Source organism: Streptomyces sp. NPDC102279, from assembly GCF_044766365.1.
Classification (GTDB): domain Bacteria; phylum Actinomycetota; class Actinomycetes; order Streptomycetales; family Streptomycetaceae; genus Streptomyces.
Window position 1 is genome coordinate 128,068 of sequence record NZ_JBIWLU010000012.1, and the last position, 22,507, is coordinate 150,574.

The 22,507-nt window shown below is 70.4% G+C and carries 18 protein-coding genes; 16 read left to right on the forward strand and 2 right to left on the reverse strand.

The genetic code is table 11. The annotated features are described in order from the left end of the window. Positions 1 to 134 precede the first annotated feature (134 nt). Positions 135 to 746 carry a carbonic anhydrase gene (locus tag ACIRQH_RS29550; RefSeq protein WP_358820448.1) on the reverse strand — a complete coding sequence of 204 codons (612 nt, stop codon included), beginning with the start codon at positions 744 to 746 and terminating at the stop codon, positions 135 to 137. Positions 747 to 1,108: 362 nt separating this feature from the next. Here ACIRQH_RS29550 and rsmH point away from each other — a divergent pair, with 362 nt between their 5' ends. From rsmH to ACIRQH_RS29630, 16 genes are all read left to right on the forward strand, one after another. Continuing rightward, the gene (rsmH, locus tag ACIRQH_RS29555; RefSeq protein WP_358820447.1) at positions 1,109 to 2,116 is read left to right on the forward strand and encodes a 16S rRNA (cytosine(1402)-N(4))-methyltransferase RsmH; all 1,008 of its coding nucleotides are present in this window, start codon (positions 1,109 to 1,111) and stop codon (positions 2,114 to 2,116) included. Positions 2,117 to 2,138: 22 nt separating this feature from the next. Beyond that, on the forward strand, positions 2,139 to 2,675 hold the full coding sequence (locus ACIRQH_RS29560) for a septum formation initiator family protein (protein ID WP_358820446.1): 537 nt from the start codon (positions 2,139 to 2,141) through the stop codon (positions 2,673 to 2,675). A gap of 5 nt (positions 2,676 to 2,680) precedes the next feature. Further along, on the forward strand, positions 2,681 to 4,633 hold the full coding sequence (locus ACIRQH_RS29565) for a peptidoglycan D,D-transpeptidase FtsI family protein (protein WP_388929800.1): 1,953 nt from the start codon (positions 2,681 to 2,683) through the stop codon (positions 4,631 to 4,633). Between the two features lie 57 nt (positions 4,634 to 4,690). Further along, positions 4,691 to 6,358, forward strand: coding sequence for a UDP-N-acetylmuramoyl-L-alanyl-D-glutamate--2,6-diaminopimelate ligase (locus tag ACIRQH_RS29570; RefSeq protein WP_358820444.1), 1,668 nt, complete (start codon positions 4,691 to 4,693; stop codon positions 6,356 to 6,358). A 4-nt stretch (positions 6,359 to 6,362) separates the two neighbouring features. Continuing rightward, complete coding sequence (murF, locus tag ACIRQH_RS29575; protein WP_358820443.1) at positions 6,363 to 7,769, forward strand: UDP-N-acetylmuramoyl-tripeptide--D-alanyl-D-alanine ligase; 1,407 nt, start codon at positions 6,363 to 6,365, stop codon at positions 7,767 to 7,769. Continuing rightward, positions 7,766 to 8,839 carry a phospho-N-acetylmuramoyl-pentapeptide-transferase gene (mraY, locus tag ACIRQH_RS29580; RefSeq protein ID WP_355870165.1) on the forward strand — a complete coding sequence of 358 codons (1,074 nt, stop codon included), beginning with the start codon at positions 7,766 to 7,768 and terminating at the stop codon, positions 8,837 to 8,839. The genes murF and mraY overlap by 4 nt, the downstream gene beginning before the upstream one ends. After that, positions 8,821 to 10,248 carry a UDP-N-acetylmuramoyl-L-alanine--D-glutamate ligase gene (gene murD, locus ACIRQH_RS29585; protein WP_358820442.1) on the forward strand — a complete coding sequence of 476 codons (1,428 nt, stop codon included), beginning with the start codon at positions 8,821 to 8,823 and terminating at the stop codon, positions 10,246 to 10,248. The genes mraY and murD overlap by 19 nt, the downstream gene beginning before the upstream one ends. 68 nt (positions 10,249 to 10,316) lie before the next feature. Then, complete coding sequence (gene ftsW, locus ACIRQH_RS29590) at positions 10,317 to 11,681, forward strand: putative lipid II flippase FtsW (RefSeq protein WP_358820441.1); 1,365 nt, start codon at positions 10,317 to 10,319, stop codon at positions 11,679 to 11,681. Positions 11,682 to 11,687: 6 nt separating this feature from the next. Beyond that, the gene (gene murG / locus ACIRQH_RS29595) at positions 11,688 to 12,779 is read left to right on the forward strand and encodes an undecaprenyldiphospho-muramoylpentapeptide beta-N-acetylglucosaminyltransferase (RefSeq protein ID WP_081216733.1); all 1,092 of its coding nucleotides are present in this window, start codon (positions 11,688 to 11,690) and stop codon (positions 12,777 to 12,779) included. Between the two features lie 25 nt (positions 12,780 to 12,804). Beyond that, complete coding sequence (locus tag ACIRQH_RS29600; protein WP_358820440.1) at positions 12,805 to 13,590, forward strand: FtsQ-type POTRA domain-containing protein; 786 nt, start codon at positions 12,805 to 12,807, stop codon at positions 13,588 to 13,590. 276 nt (positions 13,591 to 13,866) lie between these two features. Beyond that, positions 13,867 to 15,060 carry a cell division protein FtsZ gene (gene ftsZ, locus ACIRQH_RS29605; protein WP_358820439.1) on the forward strand — a complete coding sequence of 398 codons (1,194 nt, stop codon included), beginning with the start codon at positions 13,867 to 13,869 and terminating at the stop codon, positions 15,058 to 15,060. After that, the gene (gene pgeF, locus ACIRQH_RS29610; protein WP_404227698.1) at positions 15,057 to 15,794 is read left to right on the forward strand and encodes a peptidoglycan editing factor PgeF; all 738 of its coding nucleotides are present in this window, start codon (positions 15,057 to 15,059) and stop codon (positions 15,792 to 15,794) included. The genes ftsZ and pgeF overlap by 4 nt, the downstream gene beginning before the upstream one ends. A gap of 6 nt (positions 15,795 to 15,800) precedes the next feature. After that, complete coding sequence (locus tag ACIRQH_RS29615) at positions 15,801 to 16,520, forward strand: YggS family pyridoxal phosphate-dependent enzyme (protein ID WP_404227701.1); 720 nt, start codon at positions 15,801 to 15,803, stop codon at positions 16,518 to 16,520. Between the two features lie 129 nt (positions 16,521 to 16,649). Then, a complete protein-coding gene (locus ACIRQH_RS29620; protein ID WP_355870145.1) occupies positions 16,650 to 17,291 on the forward strand; it encodes a cell division protein SepF in 642 nt (213 codons plus the stop codon). Between the two features lie 53 nt (positions 17,292 to 17,344). Then, positions 17,345 to 17,629, forward strand: coding sequence for a YggT family protein (locus ACIRQH_RS29625; protein ID WP_261706878.1), 285 nt, complete (start codon positions 17,345 to 17,347; stop codon positions 17,627 to 17,629). A gap of 46 nt (positions 17,630 to 17,675) precedes the next feature. Continuing rightward, a complete protein-coding gene (locus tag ACIRQH_RS29630; RefSeq protein ID WP_404227703.1) occupies positions 17,676 to 18,911 on the forward strand; it encodes a DivIVA domain-containing protein in 1,236 nt (411 codons plus the stop codon). A gap of 320 nt (positions 18,912 to 19,231) precedes the next feature. Here ACIRQH_RS29630 and ileS read toward each other — a convergent pair whose 3' ends face one another. Continuing rightward, entirely contained in the window at positions 19,232 to 22,375 is a 3,144-nt protein-coding gene (ileS, locus tag ACIRQH_RS29635) for an isoleucine--tRNA ligase (RefSeq protein ID WP_358820435.1), read from the reverse strand. Between the last annotated feature and the right edge of the window lie 132 nt (positions 22,376 to 22,507).

The following is a 22,507-nucleotide window of genomic DNA, read 5'->3' on the forward strand; positions in this document are numbered from 1 at the left end:
ACTCGCCTGTGGACAACTGGCCGCGATATGTCAGCTCTTACGGTCCTTTGGGCACCGTGAGGCCGGGGTTTTTCGTGAAGAGAGGGTCCCACGCGGTGACGACCGTGGCGACCTGGGGCTTCGCGGGCCGGGGGTCAGGCGGGGTCGATCTCGCGGAGCAGACCCGTGGTGACGTCGAAGACGAAGCCGCGCACGTCGTCGGTGCGCACCAGGAACGGGGAGGTGCGCACGCGCTGCATCGACTGGCGCACGTCCTGCTCGACGTCCCGGAAGGCCTCGACCGCCCACGCGGGGCGCTGGCCGACCTCCATCTCCAGGTCGTGCCGGAAGTCCTCGGTGAGGGACTCCAGGCCGCACCCGGTGTGGTGGATGAGGACGACGCTGCGGGTGCCGAGTGCCCGCTGGCTGATGGTGAGGGAGCGGATCACGTCGTCGGTGACCACGCCGCCCGCGTTGCGGATGGTGTGGCAGTCGCCGAGTTCCAGGCCGAGCGCGGCGTGCAGGTCGAGCCGGGCGTCCATGCACGCGACCACGGCGACGCGCAGCACGGGGCGGGCGTCCATCCCCGGGTCGGTGAACGCGGCGGCGTACTGCCCGTTCGCGTCGACGAGACGGTCCGTGACGGTGCGGTCCGCGGCTATGGCGCCTTCGGGTTCGGTGGGGACGGATGCAGAAGTCGTCATACCCACGACGTTACTGGTCACGTAGGGAGTAGTCCTGCTGTGAGAGGGGACAAAGAACGCCATCGCGGCTTGTTGTGAGCTAATCCACACGGGCGGTGACGGCCCGCCCGTACGGGTGATTCATGCCGATATGCGGCTTCACTCCGAGTGGCGCCCGCGACGCGCAGGCCGGTTGATTGACCGCGCGACACCGTGGACTAAAGTGACGCGAAGCGGGAGGCGAGGCTCTCCCCGCTGGACTGATTTCCCTGGAAACCCGGCGACTTTCCGGCGTTTCCCCACGTGCGCGGCGCGTACGTACGGCTCGGCCTCCTCCCGCTCCCGGTCGGCTGACGCCTCTCATCCGGCGCCAGCAGGCCTCCCCTTCCCGAGCGGGTGGGGACCCGGCGGTGCGTATGGCCGCGCCGGACCTGAGAGGGCCCGGAATGCAAGGGCGCGAAGCGCTTCCGACCGAGGACGGCAGCGAGCGACCGGAGGGACGGAGCCGGCACGTCCCGGTCATGCTCCGACGGTGTCTGGACATGCTCGCCCCGGCCCTCACCGAGCCCGGAGCCGTGGTCGTCGACTGCACGCTCGGCCTCGGCGGTCACAGCGAGGCACTGCTCACCCGGTTCCCCGACGTACGGCTCGTCGCCCTGGACCGCGACAAGGAGGCGCTGCGCCTCTCCGGAGAGCGCCTCGCCCCCTTCGGCGACCGGGCCTCCCTGGTGCACGCCGTCTACGACGAACTCCCCGAGGTGCTGGAGCGGCTGGACATCCCGCGCGTCCAGGGCGTCCTGTTCGACCTCGGCGTCTCCTCCATGCAACTCGACGAGGCGGACCGAGGGTTCGCGTACGCGCAGGACGCGCCGCTCGACATGCGCATGGACCAGACGACCGGCATGAGCGCGGCCGAGGTCCTCAACACCTACCCGCCCGGTGAACTCGTGCGGATCCTGCGCGCGTACGGCGAGGAGAAGCAGGCCAAGCGGATCGTCTCCGCCGTCGTCCGCGAGCGCGAGAAGGTGCCGTTCACCAACAGCGCCCGTCTCGTCGAGCTGATCCGCGACGCGCTGCCCCAGGCGGCCAAGCGCACCGGCGGCAACCCCGCCAAGCGGACCTTCCAGGCGCTGCGCATCGAGGTCAACGGCGAGCTGAGCGTTCTGGAGCGGGCCGTCCCCGCGGCGGTGAGGACGCTGGCCGTCGGCGGCCGCATCGCCGTGCTGTCGTACCACTCGCTGGAGGACCGGCTCGTCAAGCAGGTGTTCGCGGCCGGCGCCGCCAACACCGCGCCGCCCGGACTGCCCGTCGTCCCCGAGCGGTACCAGCCCCGGCTCAAGCTCCTCACCCGTGGTGCCGAACTTCCCACCGAGGAAGAGGTCGCCGAGAACCGGCGAGCGGCACCCGCCCGGCTGCGGGGAGCGCAACGCATCCGTGAGGACGCCGCCGAGTGAGGCGCGGGGAGAAGGAGGGCGAGTGAGCGGAAAACCCGAACTCAGGGGGAGGGCCGCCCGGCTCGCCCGGCTTCTGCCGGCCGGCGCCGGACAGGCCGCCCGAACCCCCTTCGTCCTGCTGGTCGTCCTCCTGCTCGGCGGCGGCCTCATCGGACTCCTGGTCCTGAACTCGGCGCTCAGCGAGGGCGCGTTCCGCCTCGACGACCTGCAGAAGGACACCAAGAGCCTGACCGACGAGGAACAGGCGCTGCAGCGCGACGTGGACGCCTACTCCGCTCCCGACGCCCTCCAGCGCCGCGCCCGTGAACTCGGCATGGTCCCCGGCGGCGACCCGGCCTTCCTCAACCCCGACGGCACGGTCCTGGGCGTCCCCGGATCCGCCGCCCGGCAGTCCGCCGCGCGGACGCCGGTGACCCCGCCGCCCGAGGTCCTCGCCCCGGTCACGGCCGCCCCGGCGAGCCCCGCCGCGCCGACCGCCCCCGGGCAGTCCTCCCCGGGCCCGCTCGCCACCCGGGCCCCCGCCCCGTCCACGCAGCCCTCCACGATCCCCGGCAGGTGACGGAAGTGTCCGACAGGGAACCGCCCCGCCGCCGTGTGCCCGGCCCCGCCCGGCCCGTACGCCCCGGGGGTCGGCGCCGACCGGGCCCCGGCGGCCGCCCCGTGCGCCGGCCGGCCTCGCGCCGCCCCGCGGGCCCGCGCGTCATCCGGCTCGGCAGCCCGCGCCCCCGGCTGCGCATGGTGAGCCTCGCGCTGACGCTCGTGATGATCGCGTTCGTCGTACGGCTCCTCCAGGTCCAGGCCGTGGACGCGAGCACCTACGCGGCGAAGGCCGAGCAGAACCGGTACGTCGGGCGCACACTGGCCGCCGTACGCGGTGGGATCACCGACCGCGACGGCATCGAACTGGCCACGAGCGTCGACGCGTACGACATCACCGCGGACCCGACGATGTTCACGCAGCAGGCCACCAAGGTGACGGACGCGCCCGAACAGGCCGCGGCGCTGCTCGGTCCGATCCTCGGCCAGGACACCGACACCGTCGCCAAGAAGCTGCGCGCGAAGAACACCCGCTACACGCTCCTCGCGCACCGCCGCACCCCGCAGGTCTGGCAGCAGATCAAGGACCTGAAGAGCACGCTCGCGACCAAGTCGGAGACGGACGAGGCCACCGTCAACGTCCTCGCCGGCGTCCTCGCGGTGCCGGCCAGCAAGCGCGTGTACCCGAACGGTGAGCTCGCCGCCGGGATACTGGGCTGGGTCAACGCCGACGGCAAGGGCGGCGGCGGCGTCGAGCAGCAGCTCGACAAGGAGCTGTCCGGCAAGGACGGCAAGATCCGCTACGCCCAGTCCGGCGGCCGTCAGGTGCCGACCGTGGGCTCCACCGAGACACCCGCCGTGGCCGGCTCCGACGTCGAGCTGACCATCGACCGGGACATCCAGTGGGCCGCGCAGGACGCCATCACCGAGCAGGTGAAGAAGTCCGGGGCGGACCGCGGCTACGTGATAGTGCAGGACACCCGGACCGGCCAGGTCCTCGCCATGGCCAACTCGCCCGGCTTCGACCCCAACGACCTCACCCAGGCCAACGCCGCGGCCCTGGGCAACGCGGCCCTCCAGGACGCGTACGAACCCGGCTCCACCGCCAAGCTGATGTCGATGGCCGCCGTCCTGGAGGAGAACGCGGCGACGCCCACCACCCATGTCGTGGTGCCCAACCGCCTGCACCGCGGCGACCGGCTCTTCCAGGACGACATCGACCACGCCACCTGGCACCTGACGCTCAACGGCGTCCTCGCCAAGTCCAGCAACATCGGGACCATCCTGGCGACCGGCCAGCTCGGCAGGACGCAGAAGCAGGCCAACCGGGTCCTCTACTCGTACCTGCGCAAATTCGGCATCGGCAGTCACACCGGACTCGGCTTCCCCGGCGAGACGGCGGGCATCCTCGCGCCCCCGGACAGCTGGTCGACCTCGCAGCAGTACACGATTCCCTTCGGCCAGGGCGTCTCGATCAACGCGATGCAGGCCGCGTCCGTCTACTCGACGATCGCCAACGGCGGCGTCCGGATCGAACCGACGCTGGTGCGCGGCGCGAAGGGCCCCGACGGGCGCTTCACCCCCGCCGCCGAGCCCAAGAAGACCAGGGTCGTCAGCGAGAAGACGGCGAAGACCCTCGCGCAGATGCTGGAGTCCGTGGTGGACGACGAGCAGGGCACGGGCATCAAGGCGCGCATCCCCGGGTACCGGGTCGCGGGCAAGACGGGTACGGCCAACCGCGTGGATCCCGCCACCGGCAAGTACCACGGCTACACCTCGTCGTTCGCCGGGTTCGCCCCCGCGGACAAGCCCCGCATCACCGTGTACTGCGCGATCCAGAACGCCACCAAGGGAAGCTACTTCGGCGGTCAGATCTGCGGGCCCGTCTACAAGCAGGTCATGGAGTTCGCGCTGAAGACCCTCCAGGTCCCGCCCACCGGCGCCCAGGCCGCCCGACTCCCCGTCACCTACACGCCGTGACCGCCCCCGACCGAACGCCCTGATCGGCCCCCACGCACAACGGACCAGGAACCACTCGTGACAACGATCACCCCGGACCCCGGGAACCGCTCCTCATCGCAGGACCCGCCCCCGCCCTCGCTTCGCCCCGGCGGGGGTGCGCCCGGTACGCTCACCGCCGTGCCAACCGCTGATCAGTCCCAAACCACCCAGAAGGGCGTCCCTGTGACATATCCGGGGCCGCCGCGACCGGTTCACGTCTCCGCCACCCACCTCGGAGAACTGGCCGGTCAACTGGGCGCCGAGAAGCCGGGGAGCGACGCGGAGGTCACGGGCATCACCCATGACTCCCGCGCGGTGCGCCCCGGCGACGTGTACGCCGCCCTGCCCGGCGCGCGTCTGCACGGCGCCGACTTCGTGACCCAGGCGGCCGGCCTCGGTGCCGTCGCCGTCCTCACCGACCCGACCGGCGCCGAACGCGCCGCGGCCACCGGTCTTCCGGTCCTCGTCGTCGAGGACCCGCGCGGATCGATGGGTGAACTGGCGGCCACCATCTACGGCCACCCGGGGCGCGATCTCCTGCAGATCGGCATCACGGGCACCTCCGGCAAGACCACCACCGCCTACCTGGTCGAGGGCGGCCTGAAGACCGTCCACTCCACCGGGCTCATCGGCACGGTCGAGATGCGCATCGGTGACGAGCGCATCAAGTCGGAGCGCACCACGCCCGAAGCCACCGACCTCCAGGCCCTGTTCGCCGTCATGCGCGAGCGCGGGGTCGACTCGGTCGCGATGGAGGTCTCCAGCCACGCTTTGGTCCTCGGCCGCGTCGACGGCTGCGTCTTCGACATCGCCGTCTTCAACAACCTGAGCCCGGAACACATGGAGTTCCACTCCGGCATGGAGGACTACTTCCAGGCCAAGGCCCAGCTGTTCACGCCGGAGCGCAGCAGGCTCGGCGTGGTCAACCTCGACGACGAGTACGGCCGCCGGCTCACCGTGGAGGCCGGCGTCCCCGTCGTCACCTTCTCCGCCGAGGGCCACCCCGACGCCGACTGGCGCGCCGAGGACGTCGAAGTCGGCCCGATGGACTCGACGTTCACCGCGGTCGGCCCCAAGGGCGAGCGGATCACCGCGCGCTCGCCGCTCGCCGGCCCCTTCAACGTGGCGAACACGCTCGCCGCGATCGTCGCCCTCGCCGTCGCGGGGATCGACCCGCAGACCGCCGCGGACGGCGTCGCCGCCGTGCCGGGGGTCCCGGGCCGCCTGGAGCGGATCGACGAGGGCCAGCCGTACCTCGCCGTCGTCGACTACGCCCACAAGACGGACGCCGTCGAGTCGGTGCTGCGCGCCCTGCGCAAGGTGACCGAGGGCGAGCTGCACGTGGTGCTCGGCTGCGGCGGCGACCGCGACAAGACCAAGCGGATGCCGATGGGCGCGGCCGTGGCCCGGCTCGCCGACACAGCCGTCCTGACCTCCGACAACCCCCGCTCCGAGGATCCCCTGGCCATTCTCGCCACGATGCTCGCGGGTGCCGCCGAGGTGCCGGCGCACGAGCGCGGCGAGGTCCAGGTCTTCGAGGACCGGGCCGCCGCCATCGCCGCGGCCGTCGCGCGCGCAAAGCCGGGCGACACCGTGCTGATCGCGGGCAAGGGACACGAGCAGGGCCAGGACATCGCCGGGGTGGTGCGTCCCTTCGACGACCGCCAGGTGCTTCGCGAAGCTATCCAGCAGACCCAGGGATGAACTTGTGATCGCCCTCTCCCTCGCCGAGATCGCAGCAGTCGTCGGCGGGCAGACGTACGACATACCGGATCCGGCGGTACAGGTCACCGGACCGGTCGTCAGGGACTCCCGTGAAGTGGAGCCCGGCAGCCTCTTCGTCGCCTTCGTCGGCGAACGCGTGGACGGCCACGACTTCGCCGAGGCGGTGGTCGCGGCGGGCGCGGTCGCCCTCCTGGCGTCCCGCCCCGTCGGCGTGCCCGCCATCGTGGTCGACGACGTGCAGGCCGCGCTCGGAGCCCTCGCCCGGCACGTCGTGGAGCGCCTCGGCGCGACCCTCGTCGCCCTCACCGGCTCCGCGGGCAAGACCAGCACCAAGGACCTGATCGCCCAGGTCCTGCGGACCAAGGCGCCGACCGTCTTCACGCCCGGTTCCCTCAACAACGAGATCGGACTGCCCCTCACCGCGCTCAGCGCCACCGAGGAGACCCGTTTCCTCGTCCTGGAGATGGGCGCCCGCGGCATCGGGCACATCCGCTACCTCACCGGACTCACCCCGCCGAAGATCGGTCTCGTCCTCAACGTCGGCACCGCCCACATCGGCGAGTTCGGCGGCCGCGAGCAGATCGCGCAAGCAAAGGGCGAGATGGTCGAGTGCCTTCCCGAGGAGGGCGCCGCGATCCTCAACGCCGACGATCCCCTCGTCCGCGCGATGGCGTCCCGCACCAAGGCGCGCGTGATCCTTTTCGGAGAGTCCGACGAAGCGGACGTACGTGCCGAGAACGTCCGCCTCACGGAGAACGGACAGCCCGCCTTCAGCCTTCGCACACCCTCCGGGTGCAGTGATGTGACCATGCGCCTGTACGGTGAGCACCACGTGTCGAACGCGCTCGCCGCGGCCGCCGTCGGCCATGAGCTGGGCATGTCCGCAGACGAGATCGCCCGTGCGCTCTCCGAGGCGGGCTCCCTCTCCCGCTGGCGGATGGAGGTCACCGAGCGTCCGGACGGCGTGACGGTCGTCAACGACGCCTACAACGCGAACCCCGAGTCCATGCGAGCCGCCCTGCGCGCGCTCGCGTCGATGGGCAAGGGGAGGCGGACCTGGGCGGTGCTCGGTCAGATGGCCGAGCTCGGGGACGAGGCGCTCGCCGAGCACGACGCGGTCGGACGGCTTGCCGTCCGGCTCAATGTCGGCAAGCTCGTCGCGGTCGGGGGCAGGGAAGCGTCCTGGCTGCAACTGGGCGCATATAACGAGGGTTCGTGGGGTGAGGAGTCGGTGCACGTGTCCGACGCACAGGCGGCTGTCGACCTGTTGCGCAGCGAGCTGCGCCCGGGAGACGTCGTACTCGTGAAGGCGTCCAGGTCCGTCGGGCTGGAACGGGTGGCGCTGGCGCTGCTCTCCGACGGTGCCGAGGGTGAGGTTTCCGCCCGATGATGAAGCAGATCCTGTTCGCGGGAGTCATTGGCCTGTTCTTGACGCTGGTCGGCACTCCGCTGCTGATCAAGCTGCTGGCCAAGAAGGGCTACGGCCAGTACATCCGCGACGACGGCCCGCGCGAGCACGCCAGTAAGCGCGGTACGCCGACCATGGGTGGTATCGCCTTCATCCTCGCGACGATCATCGCGTACTTCCTGTCGAAGGTGATCACGGGCTACACGCCCACGTTCTCCGGTCTGCTGGTGCTCGGCCTGATGGCCGGCATGGGCCTGGTCGGGTTCCTGGACGACTACATCAAGATCATCAAGCGGCGTTCGCTGGGCCTGCGGGCCAAGGCGAAGATGGCCGGACAGCTGATCGTCGGCATCAGTTTCGCGGTGCTGGCGCTGATGTTCGCCGACAACCGCGGCAACACCCCGGCCTCCACGAAGCTCTCCTTCGTCCAGGACTTCGGCTGGTCCATCGGCCCGGTGCTGTTCGTGGTCTGGGCGCTGTTCATGATTCTCGCCATGTCGAACGGCGTGAACCTGACGGACGGTCTGGACGGCCTCGCCACCGGCGCCGCGACGATGGTCTTCGGCGCCTACACCTTCATCGGCGTCTGGCAGTTCCAGGAGTCCTGCGCCAACGCCGCGACCCTGACCAACCCCGGTGCCTGTTACGAGGTACGCGATCCACTCGACCTCGCGGTCGTCGCCTCCGCCCTGATGGGCGCCTGCTTCGGCTTCCTGTGGTGGAACACCTCGCCCGCCAAGATCTTCATGGGCGACACCGGTTCGCTGGCCCTCGGCGGCGCGCTCGCCGGTCTCGCGATCTGCTCCCGCACGGAGATCCTGGTCGCCCTGCTCGGCGGCCTCTTCGTCCTCATCACCATGTCGGTGGTCATCCAGGTCGGCTCCTTCAAGCTGACCGGGAAACGCGTCTTCCGCATGGCCCCACTGCAACACCACTTCGAACTGAAGGGGTGGTCCGAAGTCCTTGTCGTGGTCCGCTTCTGGATCATCCAGGGCATGTGCGTGATCGTCGGACTCGGCCTCTTCTACGCAGGATGGGCAGCCAAGAAGTGACCAACTGGCAGGGCAGGAACGTCACCGTCGCCGGCCTCGGCGTCTCGGGCATCCCGGCGGCCAGGGTCCTGCACGGCCTCGGCGCGGTCGTCACCGTCGTCAACGACGGCGACGACGACCGGGCCCGGGCGCAGGCCGCGGAACTGGAGGCGCTCGGCGTCACCGTGCGCCTCGGTGACGGCGCGACCCTGCCCGAGGGCACCGACCTCGTCGTGACCGCGCCCGGCTGGCAGCCCGGCAAGCCGCTGTTCGCCGCGGCCGCCGCGGCGGGTGTCCCCGTCTGGGGCGACGTCGAACTCGCCTGGCGGCTGCGGGACCTGGACGGCCGGGAGCCCGCACCCTGGCTCGCCGTCACCGGCACCAACGGCAAGACCACCACCGTCCAGATGCTCGCCTCCATCCTGAAGGCGGCGGGCCTGCGCACGGCCGCGGTCGGCAACATCGGCGTCTCCCTGCTCGACGCGGTCCTCGGCGAGGAGAAGTACGACGTCCTCGCCGTCGAGCTCTCCAGCTACCAGCTGCACTGGGCGCCGTCGCTGCGGGCCCACTCCGCCGTGGTGCTCAACCTCGCGCCGGACCACCTCGACTGGCACGGCTCCATGGAGGCGTACGCCGCCGACAAGGGCCGCGTGTACGAGGGCAATCGGGTCGCCTGCGTCTACAACGTGGCCGACAAGGCCACCGAGGACCTGGTGCGCGAGGCGGACGTCGAGGAGGGCTGCCGGGCGATCGGCTTCACCCTCGGCGCGCCCGGCCCCTCCCAACTCGGCGTCGTCGACGGCATCCTGGTCGACCGCGCCTTCGTCGAGAACCGGCAGAAGAACGCCCAGGAGCTGGCCGAGGTCTCCGACGTCCGGCCGCCCGCCCCGCACAACATCGCCAACGCCCTTGCCGCGGCGGCCCTGGCACGCGCCTACGGGGTGCCTCCCCGGGCCGTTCGGGACGGACTGCGGGACTTCACCCCCGACGCCCACCGCATCGCGCACATCGCCGACGTGGACGAGGTCGCCTACGTCGACGACTCCAAGGCGACCAACACGCATGCCGCGGAAGCCTCCTTGGCTGCCTACGAGTCGATCGTGTGGATCGCCGGCGGGCTCGCCAAGGGCGCGACCTTCGACGAGCTCGTCAGCAAGTCGGCGAAGCGGCTCCGCGGCGCCGTCCTGATCGGCGCGGATCGCGCTCTGATCCGCGAAGCCCTGGCGCGACACGCCCCGGAAGTACCCGTCGTCGACCTCGACCGGACCGACACTGGGGCGATGCTCGCGGCTGTCCAGGAGGCCAAGGGGCTCGCCCGGCCCGGGGACACGGTGCTGCTGGCACCGGCCTGTGCGTCCATGGACATGTTCGCCAACTACAACAAGCGCGGTGACGCGTTCGCGGAGGCGGTTCGCGAACTCGGCGCCTGACCCGGCCGGCTCGCCGGGCGAACCTGGGAGGGACGGACGCGTGACATCGCTGTGGCCCGGAGACGCCGATGCCGACTAGCCGTACCGGACGACCTCCCGTGCAGCGGGCGGCCCGGCGCCCCGCCCTCGCCCGCACCCCCCACGACAACCCCGCGGGCCGGTTCGTCACACGCGCCCGCAGGGCCTGGGACCGGCCCCTGACCGCCTACTACCTGATCCTGGGCGGCAGCCTGCTGATCACCGTGCTGGGCCTCGTGATGGTCTACTCGGCCTCGCAGATCACCGCGCTCCAGCTGTCGCTGCCCGGGTCGTACTTCTTCCGCAAGCAGTTCCTGGCCGCCCTGATCGGCGGGGTGCTCATGCTGGTCGCCTCACGGATGCCGGTGAAGCTGCACCGGGCCCTGGCCTACCCGATGCTGGCGGGCGCCGTCTTCCTGATGGCCCTGGTCCAGGTCCCCGGGATAGGGGTCGAGATCAACGGCAACCAGAACTGGATCTCCCTCGGCGGCTCCTTCCAGATCCAGCCCAGCGAGTTCGGCAAGCTCGCGCTCGTGCTGTGGGGCGCCGACCTGCTCGCCCGCAAACAGGACAAGCGGCTGCTGACCCAGTGGAAGCACATGCTGGTGCCGCTCGTGCCCGCCGCCTTCATGCTGCTCGGCCTGATCATGCTCGGCGGCGACATGGGCACGGCGATCATCCTGACGGCCATCCTGTTCGGCCTGCTGTGGCTGGCGGGAGCGCCCACGCGGCTGTTCGTCGGCGTGCTGTCCGTCGCCCTCGCCATCGGTTTCATCCTCATCAAGACGAGCCCCAACCGCATGTCCAGGCTGGGGTGCATCGGCGCCACCGAACCGGGCCCGCACGACACCTGCTGGCAGGCCGTGCACGGCATCTACGCCCTGGCCTCCGGCGGGCTCTTCGGCTCCGGCCTCGGGGCCAGTGTGGAGAAATGGGGCCAACTGCCCGAAGCGCACACCGACTTCATCTTCGCCATCACCGGGGAGGAACTGGGGCTCGCGGGGACGCTGTCGGTCCTCGCCCTCTTCGCGGCTCTAGGCTATGCGGGTATCCGCGTGGCCGGACGCACGGAGGACCCCTTCGTGAGGTATGCCGCGGGAGGCGTGACCACCTGGATCACGGCACAGGCCGTGATCAACGTCGGTGCGGTGCTCGGTCTGCTGCCGATCGCCGGTGTTCCGCTCCCGCTGTTCTCCTACGGGGGTTCCGCCCTGCTGCCGACCATGTTCGCCATCGGGCTCCTGATCGCCTTCGCGCGTGAGGATCCCGCTGCGAAGGCGGCGCTCGCCATGCGGCAACCCCGCTTTGGCAGAAAGCGGCCTGCGGTGAGAGGCTCCGCGGGGGCCGCGGGGCCTCGGAGATGGAACACGATGCGACGGCGTGCCTCGGCGGCGCGTTCGTCCGGAGAGCGGTGAATTTCGGTGCATGTCGTACTCGCCGGCGGGGGGACCGCCGGCCACATCGAGCCCGCGCTCGCCCTCGCGGATGCCCTGCGGAGGCAGGACCCGACCGTGGGGATCACGGCCCTGGGCACGGAACGCGGACTTGAGACCCGACTCGTACCCGAGCGCGGCTACGAACTCGCGCTCATTCCCGCCGTACCTCTGCCGCGCAAGCCCACCCCCGAACTGATCACGGTCCCCGGCCGGCTGCGCGGCACGATCAAGGCCGTCGAGCAGATCATGGAGCGCACCAAGGCGGACGCGGTCGTCGGCTTCGGCGGCTACGTGGCGCTGCCCGGCTACCTGGCGGCCAAGCGCCTCGGCGTGCCGATCATCATCCACGAGGCCAACGCGCGCCCCGGGCTGGCCAACAAGATCGGCTCGCGCTACGCGGCCCAGGTCGCCGTCTCCACCCCCGACAGCAAGCTCCGCGGCGCCAGGTACATCGGCATCCCGCTGCGCCGCTCGATCGCCACCCTCGACCGTGCCGCGGTACGGCCCGAGGCGCGCGCCGCGTTCGGGCTCGACCCGAACCTGCCCACGCTCCTCGTGTCGGGCGGCTCGCAGGGCGCCCGCCGCCTCAACGAGGTGGTGCAGCAGGCCGCTCCGTACCTCCAGCAGGCCGGGATCCAGATCCTGCACGCGGTCGGCCCGAAGAACGAACTGCCGCAGGTGCACCAGATGCCGGGGATGCCCCCGTACATCCCGGTACCGTACGTGGACCGGATGGATCTCGCGTACGCCGCGGCCGACATGATGCTCTGCCGCGCGGGCGCGATGACCGTCGCCGAACTCTCCGCCGTCGGGCTCCCCGCCGCCTACGTCCCGCTGCCCATCGGCAACGGCGAACAGCGGCTGAACGCCCAGCCGGTGGTCAAGGCCGGCGGCGGCCTGCTGGTCGACGACGCGGAACTGACCCCGCAGTGGGTGCAGCAGAACGTGCTGCCCGTACTCGCCGACCCGCACCGGCTGTACGAGATGTCCCGCGCCGCCAGCGAGTTCGGCCGCCGGGACGCCGACGACCTGCTCGTCGGCATGGTGTACGAGGCGATCGCCTCGCGCCACCGCTAGGACCGCATGAGGGAAGGCAGGGAGCGTGGCCGGACCGACGACCGCCGAGCGCGGTGAACGGCAGAAGCTGGAATCCGGCCCGCCCCGGCCGCCCCTGTTCGGGCGGCTCCGCCGCCCTCATAGGCTCATCATCCTTATTCTCGCTGTGGTGTTGGCCGCCGCCGCCACGCTGTGGGTTCTGTACGGTTCGCCCTGGTTGCGGGTAGAACGCGTATCAGCCTCCGGCACACGGGTCCTGACGCCCGAACAGGTGCGGAAGGCGGCCGACGTTCCGGTCGGCTCCCCGCTGGTCTCCGTCGACACGGGCGCGATCGAGGCGCGGCTGCGTCGGAAACTGCCACGGATCGACTCGGTCGACGCCGCCCGTTCCTGGCCGCACGGCATCAGCCTGAACGTGACCGAGCGGACTCCGGTCCTGTTGATCGAAAAGGGCGCAAACTTCATCGAAGTGGACGACGAGGGCGTGCGATTCGCCACGGTTTCCGACGCCCCGAAGTACGTGCCCTCGCTGGAATTGGCCGTGTCCCGCCCCGAGTCGCTGCGCCGCTTCCCCACCGACCGGCTGGTGCGCGCGGCGGTCCGGATCGCCGGTGACATTCCGTCCGCCGTCGCCCGCGACACCCGCGCGGTCAAGGTCCGTTCCTACGACGCCGTGTCGCTGGAGTTGAAGGACGGCCGGACCGTGGAGTGGGGCAGTGGCGAGAACGGCCGGGCGAAGGCCAGAACACTCACCGCTCTCATGAAAGCCGCTCCGAAGGCCCGGCACTTCGACGTGAGCGCTCCCACCGCCCCTGCCTCATCGGGGAGTTGACGCACGTCTGTGCAGGCCAGCACCCTGGTTGGGCAGCGACATGGCTGATCACATAGGGTGAAAAGAAAAACGGGAGGTTCGGCGTGTTCGTTGAACGTGCGCCACTTGTCGACTTAGTGTCCTGTTCGGAAGAGTCCAAGGAACAGACACACTGGTAACCCTAAACTTCAGCGTTAGGGTTCGGGTCGGCGTTCGGACCGTCCCATTCGGCATCAGTCGTCGGATCGCGAACACCGCGAGGCGACGACACGTAACTCGAGGCGAGAGGCCTTCGACGTGGCAGCACCGCAGAACTACCTCGCAGTCATCAAAGTCATCGGTGTCGGCGGCGGTGGTGTCAATGCCATCAACCGGATGATCGAGGTCGGTCTCAAGGGCGTCGAGTTCATCGCCATCAACACCGACGCACAGGCGCTGTTGATGAGCGACGCCGACGTCAAGCTCGACGTCGGCCGGGAACTCACGCGCGGCCTCGGGGCCGGAGCCAATCCGGCAGTCGGCCGCAAGGCCGCCGAGGACCACCGCGAGGAGATCGAGGAGGTCCTCAAGGGGGCCGACATGGTCTTCGTGACAGCCGGTGAAGGCGGTGGCACGGGCACCGGCGGCGCTCCGGTGGTGGCGAACATCGCCCGCTCGCTCGGCGCCCTCACCATCGGCGTGGTCACCCGCCCGTTCACCTTCGAGGGCCGGCGCCGCGCCAACCAGGCGGAGGACGGCATCGCCGAACTCCGCGAAGAGGTCGACACCCTCATCGTCATCCCGAACGACCGGCTGCTGTCCATCTCGGACCGCCAGGTCTCGGTCCTCGACGCGTTCAAGTCGGCGGACCAGGTCCTGCTCTCCGGTGTTCAGGGCATCACCGACCTCATCACCACGCCCGGTCTGATCAACCTCGACTTCGCCGACGTCAAGTCCGTGATGTCCGAGGCGGGTTCGGCCCTCATGGGCATCGGCTCGGCCCGCGGCGACGACCGCGCGGTGGCCGCCGCGGAGATGGCGATCTCCTCGCCGCTCCTCGAGGCCTCCATCGACGGCGCCCGCGGCGTTCTGCTCTCCATCTCCGGTGGCTCCGACCTCGGCCTGTTCGAGATCAACGAGGCCGCCCAGCTGGTGAGCGAGGCCGCTCACCCCGAGGCCAACATCATCTTCGGCGCGGTCATCGACGACGCCCTCGGCGACGAGGTGCGGGTCACCGTCATCGCCGCCGGCTTCGACGGCGGCCAGCCGCCGACCAAGCGGGACAACGTCCTCGGTTCGACCTCGGCCCGACGTGAGGAGCCCGCCCCGGCGCGCGCCTCCGAGAGTCGCCCGTCCTTCGGGTCGCTCGGCAGCGTCACCCCGAGGGAGGCCGCCCCGGAGCCCGCTCCGGAGCCGGTCAGTGAACTGCCCGTTTCCCCGCCGGTCCCGCCGTCCCGTTCCTACTCGGACAGCGCGGCCGAGGAACTGGACGTGCCGGACTTCCTGAAGTGATAGGACAGCGCTCCGGAACGAGCAACGCGAGCGGCGCCCATTTCGCCTTCACCGACCGGTGGGGCGGGGTGAGCGCCGTTCCGTACGAGGAGCTCAACCTCGGCGGAGCGGTCGGCGACGACCCCGAGGCCGTACGCGCCAACCGGGACCTGGCCGCCAAGGCGCTCGGGCTCGACCCGGCCGGGGTCGTCTGGATGAACCAGGTGCACGGTCCGGACGTGGCGGTGGTCGGGGGACCGTGGGACTCCGCGGACATTCCGTCCGTCGACGCCCTCGTCACCACGCGGCGCGGACTGGCGCTCGCCGTCCTCACCGCCGACTGCACCCCCGTTCTGCTGGCCGACCCGGTCGCCGGGGTGGCGGCCGCCGCCCACGCGGGCCGGCCGGGCATGATCGCCGGCGTGGTGCCCGCCGCCGTGCGGGCCATGGTGGAACTCGGCGCCGATCCGGCCCGGATCGTCGCCCGCACCGGCCCCGCGGTGTGCGGCCGGTGCTACGAAGTACCGGACGCGATGCGCGCCGAGGTCGCCGCCGTCGAACCGGCGGCGTACTCCGAGACGAGTTGGGGAACTCCCGCGGTCGACGTGACCGGCGGGGTGCACGCGCAGTTGGAACGGCTCGGCGTGCGGGACCGGGAGCAGTCGCGGGTCTGCACGATCGAGTCGGGGGACCACTTCTCGTACCGACGGGACCGCACCACCGGGCGGCTCGCGGGCTATGTCTGGCTGGACTGATGGGGCATGACGGACCGTAAGGCTCAACTCGCCGAAAACCTGGCGAAAGTGGAAGACCGCATCACGGCGGCGTGCGCGGCGGCCGGTCGTCGGCGTGAAGAGGTGACCCTCATCGTGGTCACCAAGACGTATCCGGCGAGTGATGTGCGGATTCTCTCGGAACTCGGTGTGCGGCACGTCGCCGAGAACCGGGACCAGGACGCGGCACCCAAAGCGGCAGAATGCTCCGATCTGCCCCTCACATGGCATTTCGTCGGGCAGCTGCAGACCAACAAGGTGCGTTCCGTGGTCGGTTACGCGGATCTCGTGCAGTCCGTCGATCGCGCGCGTCTCGTCACGGCCCTCTCGAAGGAGGCGGTACGGACGGAGCGCGAGATCGGATGCCTGATCCAGGTGGCGCTGGACGCGCAGGAGAGCGGTCGCGGCGAGCGCGGAGGCGTGGGAACCGGCGGGATCGATGAGTTGGGCGACCTCGTCGCCGGGGCTCCCGGGCTCCGGCTCGACGGACTGATGACCGTCGCCCCGCTCACCGGTGAGTACGCGGGCCGGCAACAGGCGGCGTTCGAGCGGCTGATGGATTTGTCGACTGTCCTGCGCAGGGCGCATCCGGCTGCGAACATGGTCTCGGCAGGGATGAGCTCGGACCTCGAACAGGCCGTGGCAGCCGGAGCGACACATGTACGCGTCGGTACTGCGGTACTCGGAGTCCGACCCAGGCTCGGGTAACGTCGCCAAGAAGTCGGACCACAGCAGAAAATATGGTCATTTCCGCCGCAGGCGGGCATAACGACCTCGTGGATCGCGGGCACTTGGCAGTTCGTCAGCCGATCCACCACAGAGCGGAGGACTCAGAGCATGGCCGGCGCGATGCGCAAGATGGCGGTCTACCTCGGCCTCGTGGAGGACGATGGGTACGACGGCAGGGGATTCGACCCCGACGACGACTTCGAGCCCGAGCTCGACCCGGAGCCCGAGCGGGACCGGCGACGGCACGAGCCGCCCCACCAGTCACATCAGGCGCACCAGTCCCAACGGGACGAATCGGTACGAGTGGTGCAGCCCTCGGCCCCGCGCGACCCGGTGCCCCATTCCGCTTCGCTCGGTGCGGAGTCCGGGCGTCCGGCACGCATCGCGCCCGTGGCATCCATCACACAAGAACGTCAGCCCCTGGAGAAGAACGCCCCGGTGATCATGCCCAAGGTCGTGTCGGAACGAGAGCCGTACCGGATCACCACGCTGCACCCCCGGACCTACAACGAGGCCCGTACCATCGGGGAACACTTCCGTGAAGGCACCCCGGTGATCATGAATCTGACCGAGATGGATGACACGGATGCGAAGCGACTTGTCGACTTTGCGGCCGGTTTGGTGTTTGGTCTCCACGGCAGCATCGAGCGGGTGACGCAGAAGGTGTTCCTGTTGTCGCCTGCTAACGTCGATGTCACGGCGGAGGACAAGGCCCGCATCGCAGAGGGCGGGTTCTTCAACCAGAGCTGAGACGCAGGACCGGAACACCGCAGGGGAAACAGGGGAGAGGGAAGCACGGGATCATGAGCGTGGTCGGGCAGGTTTTCTACATCGCGCTGATGTGCTTCCTCATCGTGCTGATTTTCCGGTTGGTCATGGACTACGTCTTCCAGTTCGCCCGCTCATGGCAACCCGGCAAGGCGATGGTGGTCGTTCTGGAGGCCACCTACACTGTCACCGATCCACCGCTCAAGCTTCTGCGGCGGTTCATTCCGCCGCTGCGTCTCGGGGGCGTGGCGCTTGACCTGTCCTTCTTCGTATTGATGATCATCGTCTACATCCTGATCTCCGTCGTGAGCCGGCTGTGAACGATACGGTCTTGCCGAATGCCGACGACTACGTTGAGGTGAAGAGATGCCGTTGACCCCCGAGGACGTGCGGAACAAGCAGTTCACGACCGTCCGCCTCCGAGAAGGCTATGACGAGGACGAGGTCGATGCCTTCCTCGATGAGGTCGAAGCCGAACTGACGCGCCTGCTCCGCGAGAACGAGGACCTGCGCGCCAAGTTGGCCGCTGCCACGCGCGCGGCCGCGCAGAACCAGCAGCAGCAGGGGATGCGCAAGCCTCCTGAACAGCAGGACCAGCAGGGTCCCCCGCAGGGCATGCGCGGTGGCCCTGGTGCTCCCGTGCCCGCGGGCATATCGGGCCCGCCGCAGCAGCAGATGGGTGGCCCCATGGGTGGCCCGCCCCAGCTGCCCAGCGGTGCGCCGCAGCTTCCCGCCGGCCCCAGTGGCCAGGGCGGCCAGCAGGGCCAGGGCGGTCCCATGGGCCAGGGTGGTCCCATGGGCCAGGGTCCGATGGGCCAGGGCCCCATGGGTCAGGGTCCGATGGGCCAGGGCCCCATGGGCCAGGGTGGTCCGATGGGTCAGGGTCCGATGGGCCAGGGTCCCGGCCAGATGCAGCAGATGCAGCAGATGGGCGGCCCGATGGGCGGTCCCATGGGTGGCCCCATGGGCGGTCACGGTCCGCAGATGCCGCAGCAGGGCCCCGGTGGCGACAGCGCCGCCCGTGTTCTCTCGCTCGCTCAGCAGACCGCCGACCAGGCGATCGCCGAGGCCCGTTCCGAGGCCAACAAGATCGTCGGTGAGGCCCGCAGCCGCGCCGAGGGTCTGGAGCGCGACGCCCGTGCCAAGGCCGACGCCCTGGAGCGGGACGCACAGGAGAAGCACCGCGTCGCGATGGGCTCCCTGGAGTCCGCTCGCGCCACGCTGGAGCGCAAGGTCGAGGACCTGCGCGGCTTCGAGCGCGAGTACCGCACGCGTCTGAAGTCCTACCTGGAGTCGCAGCTGCGCCAGCTGGAGACGCAGGCGGACGACTCGCTCGCCCCGCCGCGCACCCCGGCCGCGGCCTCCCTGCCGTCGTCCTCCGCGCCCTCCATGGCTCCCGCGGGCGCCGGTGCCCCGTCCTACGGCGGCGGCAACCAGGGCATGGGAGGCCAGGCTCCGGCCGGGCCGTCCTACGGCGGACAGCAGCAGATGTCCCCGGCGATGACCCAGCCGATGGCACCGGTGCGGCCCCAGGGCCCGTCGCCGATGCAGCAGGCGCCCTCGCCGATGCGCGGGTTCCTCATCGACGAGGACGACAACTGACGGCCTCGAGTACGCCTTAGGCGTCGGCAGCGTTCAGGGCGGAGCCCCCGGATCATCCGGGGGCTCCGCCCTTTTGTGCTGTCCGTGAGGCGCCGGCGGCGATGTCCGGGGCGAGCACGCGGGGGCCACGCGGCGGGGGACACGTACGGGGAGTGACGGGACGGGGGTGCCCGACCGGCAGTGGTCGTACGCGCGTCCTGAACGGGCGTGCTCGCGCGGGCGCTTGTGCGGGGGACGCAACGCCGAAGGCCCGGGCCGCCAGGAAGTTCTGGCGGCCCGGGCCTTCGGTCCGTACGGCCCGGGAGGGTCGTGCTGAGGTGTTACGCCTTGCGGAGGCGGAACGTCAGGGACAGACCCTCGTCCGTGAAGGGCTCCCCGTAGGCGCCGTCGGCCTCGCCCTGCGCGAAGTCCGTGGCGAGCACCTCGTCGGAGATGAGCGTCGCGTGCTCACCGAGCGCCGCGGCGACCGCCGGGTCCGTGGAGGCCCAGCGGAGCGCGATGCGGTCGGCGACGTCCAGGCCGCTGTTCTTGCGGGCCTCCTGGATCAGCCGGATCGCGTCACGGGCGAGGCCCGCCCGGCGCAGCTCCTCGGTGATCTCCAGGTCGAGGGCGACGGTGGCGCCGGAGTCGGAAGCGACCGACCAGCCCTCGCGCGGGGTCTCCGTGATGATGACCTCGTCCGGCGCCAGCGTCACGGTCTCGCCGTCCACCGCGACCGACGCGGTGCCCTCGCGCAGGGCGAGCGACAGCGCGGCGGCATCGGTCTCGGCGATGGCCTTCGCGACCGCCTGGACGCCCTTGCCGAACCGCTTGCCCAGAGCGCGGAAGTTCGCCTTGGCGGTCGTGTCGACCAGTGAGCCGCCGACCTCGGAGAGCGATGCGAGGGAGCTCACGTTCAGCTCCTCGGTGATCTGCGCGTGCAGCTCGCGGTCGAGCGTCTCGAAGCCGGTCGCGGCGACCAGTGCGCGGGACAGCGGCTGACGCGTCTTGACGCCCGACTCCGCGCGCGTGGCGCGGCCGAGCTCCACGAGACGGCGGACCAGGAGCATCTGGCGCGACAGCTCCGGGTCGATGGCGGACAGGTCCGCCTCCGGCCACGAGGAGAGGTGGACCGACTCGGGGGCGTCCGCGGAGACGGGGACGACCAGGTCCTGCCAGACCCGCTCGGTGATGAACGGGGTCAGCGGGGCCATCAGCCGCGTGACCGTCTCCACGACCTCGTGCAGGGTGCGCAGCGCGGCCTTGTCGCCCTGCCAGAAGCGGCGACGGGACCGGCGCACGTACCAGTTGGAGAGGTCGTCGACGAACGCCGAAAGAAGCTTGCCGGCGCGCTGCGTGTCGTAGGCCTCCAGCGCCTGCGTCACCTGGTCGGTGAGCGCGTGCAGTTCGGAGAGCAGCCAGCGGTCCAGGACCGGACGGTCGGCCGGGGCCGGATCGGCCTCGCTGGGCGACCAGCCGGCGGTACGGGCGTACAGCGCCTGGAAGGCGACGGTGTTCCAGTACGTGAGGAGCGTCTTGCGGACGACCTCCTGGATCGTGCCGTGGCCCACGCGGCGTGCCGCCCACGGGGAGCCGCCGGCCGCCATGAACCAGCGCACGGCGTCGGCGCCGTGCTGGTCCATCAGCGGGATCGGCTGCAGGATGTTGCCCAGGTGCTTGGACATCTTGCGGCCGTCCTCGGCGAGGATGTGGCCGAGGCACACGACGTTCTCGTACGAGGACTTGTCGAAGACCAGCGTGCCGACGGCCATCAGCGTGTAGAACCAGCCGCGGGTCTGGTCGATGGCCTCGCTGATGAACTGCGCCGGGTAGCGGCTCTCGAACAGTTCCTTGTTCTTGTACGGGTAGCCCCACTGCGCGAACGGCATCGAACCCGAGTCGTACCAGGCGTCGATGACCTCCGGGACGCGGGTCGCCGTCAGACCGCAGCCGCCCTCGGGGCACGGGAAGGTGACCGCGTCGATGAACGGGCGGTGCGGGTCCAGGCCCGACTGGTCGGTGCCGGTCAGCTCGGTCAGTTCGGCGCGCGAGCCTACGCAGGTGACGTGGCCCTCCTCGCAGCGCCACAACGGGAGCGGGGTGCCCCAGTAGCGGCTGCGGGAGAGCGCCCAGTCGACGTTGTTGTTCAGCCAGTCGCCGAAGCGGCCGTGCTTGACGGACCCCGGGAACCAGTTGGTCCCCTCGTTCTCCTCGAGGAGGCGGTCCTTGACGGCGGTGGTGCGGATGTACCAGGACGGCTGCGCGTAGTACAGCAGCGCGGTGTGGCAGCGCCAGCAGTGCGGGTAACTGTGCTCGTACGGAACGTGCTTGAAGAGCAGGCCGCGGTTCTGGAGGTCCTCGGTGAGCTTCTCGTCCGCCTTCTTGAAGAAGACACCGCCCACCAGGGGGACGCTCTCCTCGAAGGTGCCGTTCGGGCGGATCGGGTTCACCACGGGCAGGCCGTACGCGCGGCACACCTTGAGGTCGTCCTCACCGAAGGCGGGGGACTGGTGGACCAGACCCGTACCGTCCTCGGTCGTCACGTACTCGGCGTTGACCACGAAGTGCGCCGCCGCGGGGAACTCGACGAGCTCGAACGGACGTTGGTAGGTCCAGCGCTCCATCTCGGCGCCCGTGAAGGACTCGCCCGTGGTCTCCCAGCCCTCGCCGAGCGACTTCTCGACGAGCGGCTGCGCGACGACGAGCTGCTCCTCGCCGTTCGTCACGACGACATAGGTGACGTCCGGGTGCGCGGCGACGGCGGTGTTGGAGACCAGGGTCCACGGGGTGGTCGTCCACACCAGGAGCGAGGCACGGCCGGCCAGCGGACCGGAGGTGAGCGGGAAACGGACGTAGACGGAGGGGTCGATGATCGTCTCGTAGCCCTGCGCCAGTTCGTGGTCCGACAGGCCCGTCTCGTCGCGCGGGCACCAGGGGGCCACGCGGTAGTCCTGGACCAGCAGGCCCTTGTTGAAGATCTCCTTGAGCGACCACCACACGGACTCGATGTACTCGGGGTCCATCGTCCGGTAGGCGTCGTCCAGGTCGACCCAGTAGCCCATGCGGTTCGTCAGCTCGGTGAACGCGTCGGTGTGACGGGTCACCGACTCACGGCACTGAGCGTTGAACTCGGCGATGCCGTACGCCTCGATGTCCTGCTTGCCGGTGAAGCCCAGCTCCTTCTCGACCGCCAGCTCCACGGGCAGGCCGTGGCAGTCCCAGCCGGCCTTGCGCCCCACGTGGTAGCCACGCATGGTGCGGAAGCGCGGGAAGACGTCCTTGAAGACGCGCGCCTCGATGTGGTGGGCGCCCGGCATGCCGTTGGCGGTGGGCGGACCCTCGTAGAACACCCACTCCGGCCGGCCCTCGGACTGGTCGAGGCTCTTGGCGAAGATCTTCTGCTCACGCCAGAAGTCGAGCACGGCGTGCTCGAGGGCGGGCAGGTCGACCTGGGCGGGCACCTGGCGGTACGTCGGCGCTGTCATCGGCGAGCTTCCTCCAACGGACTTTCTGCCTTCCGTCGGAGGGACGAGAGCCTTGTTGCTGCGGACGCCGTGTTCGGCGCGCTCCCGCGGTACCACCCTCCTTGGCCCGCCCGTGCGCCGTCGCACCGGTGA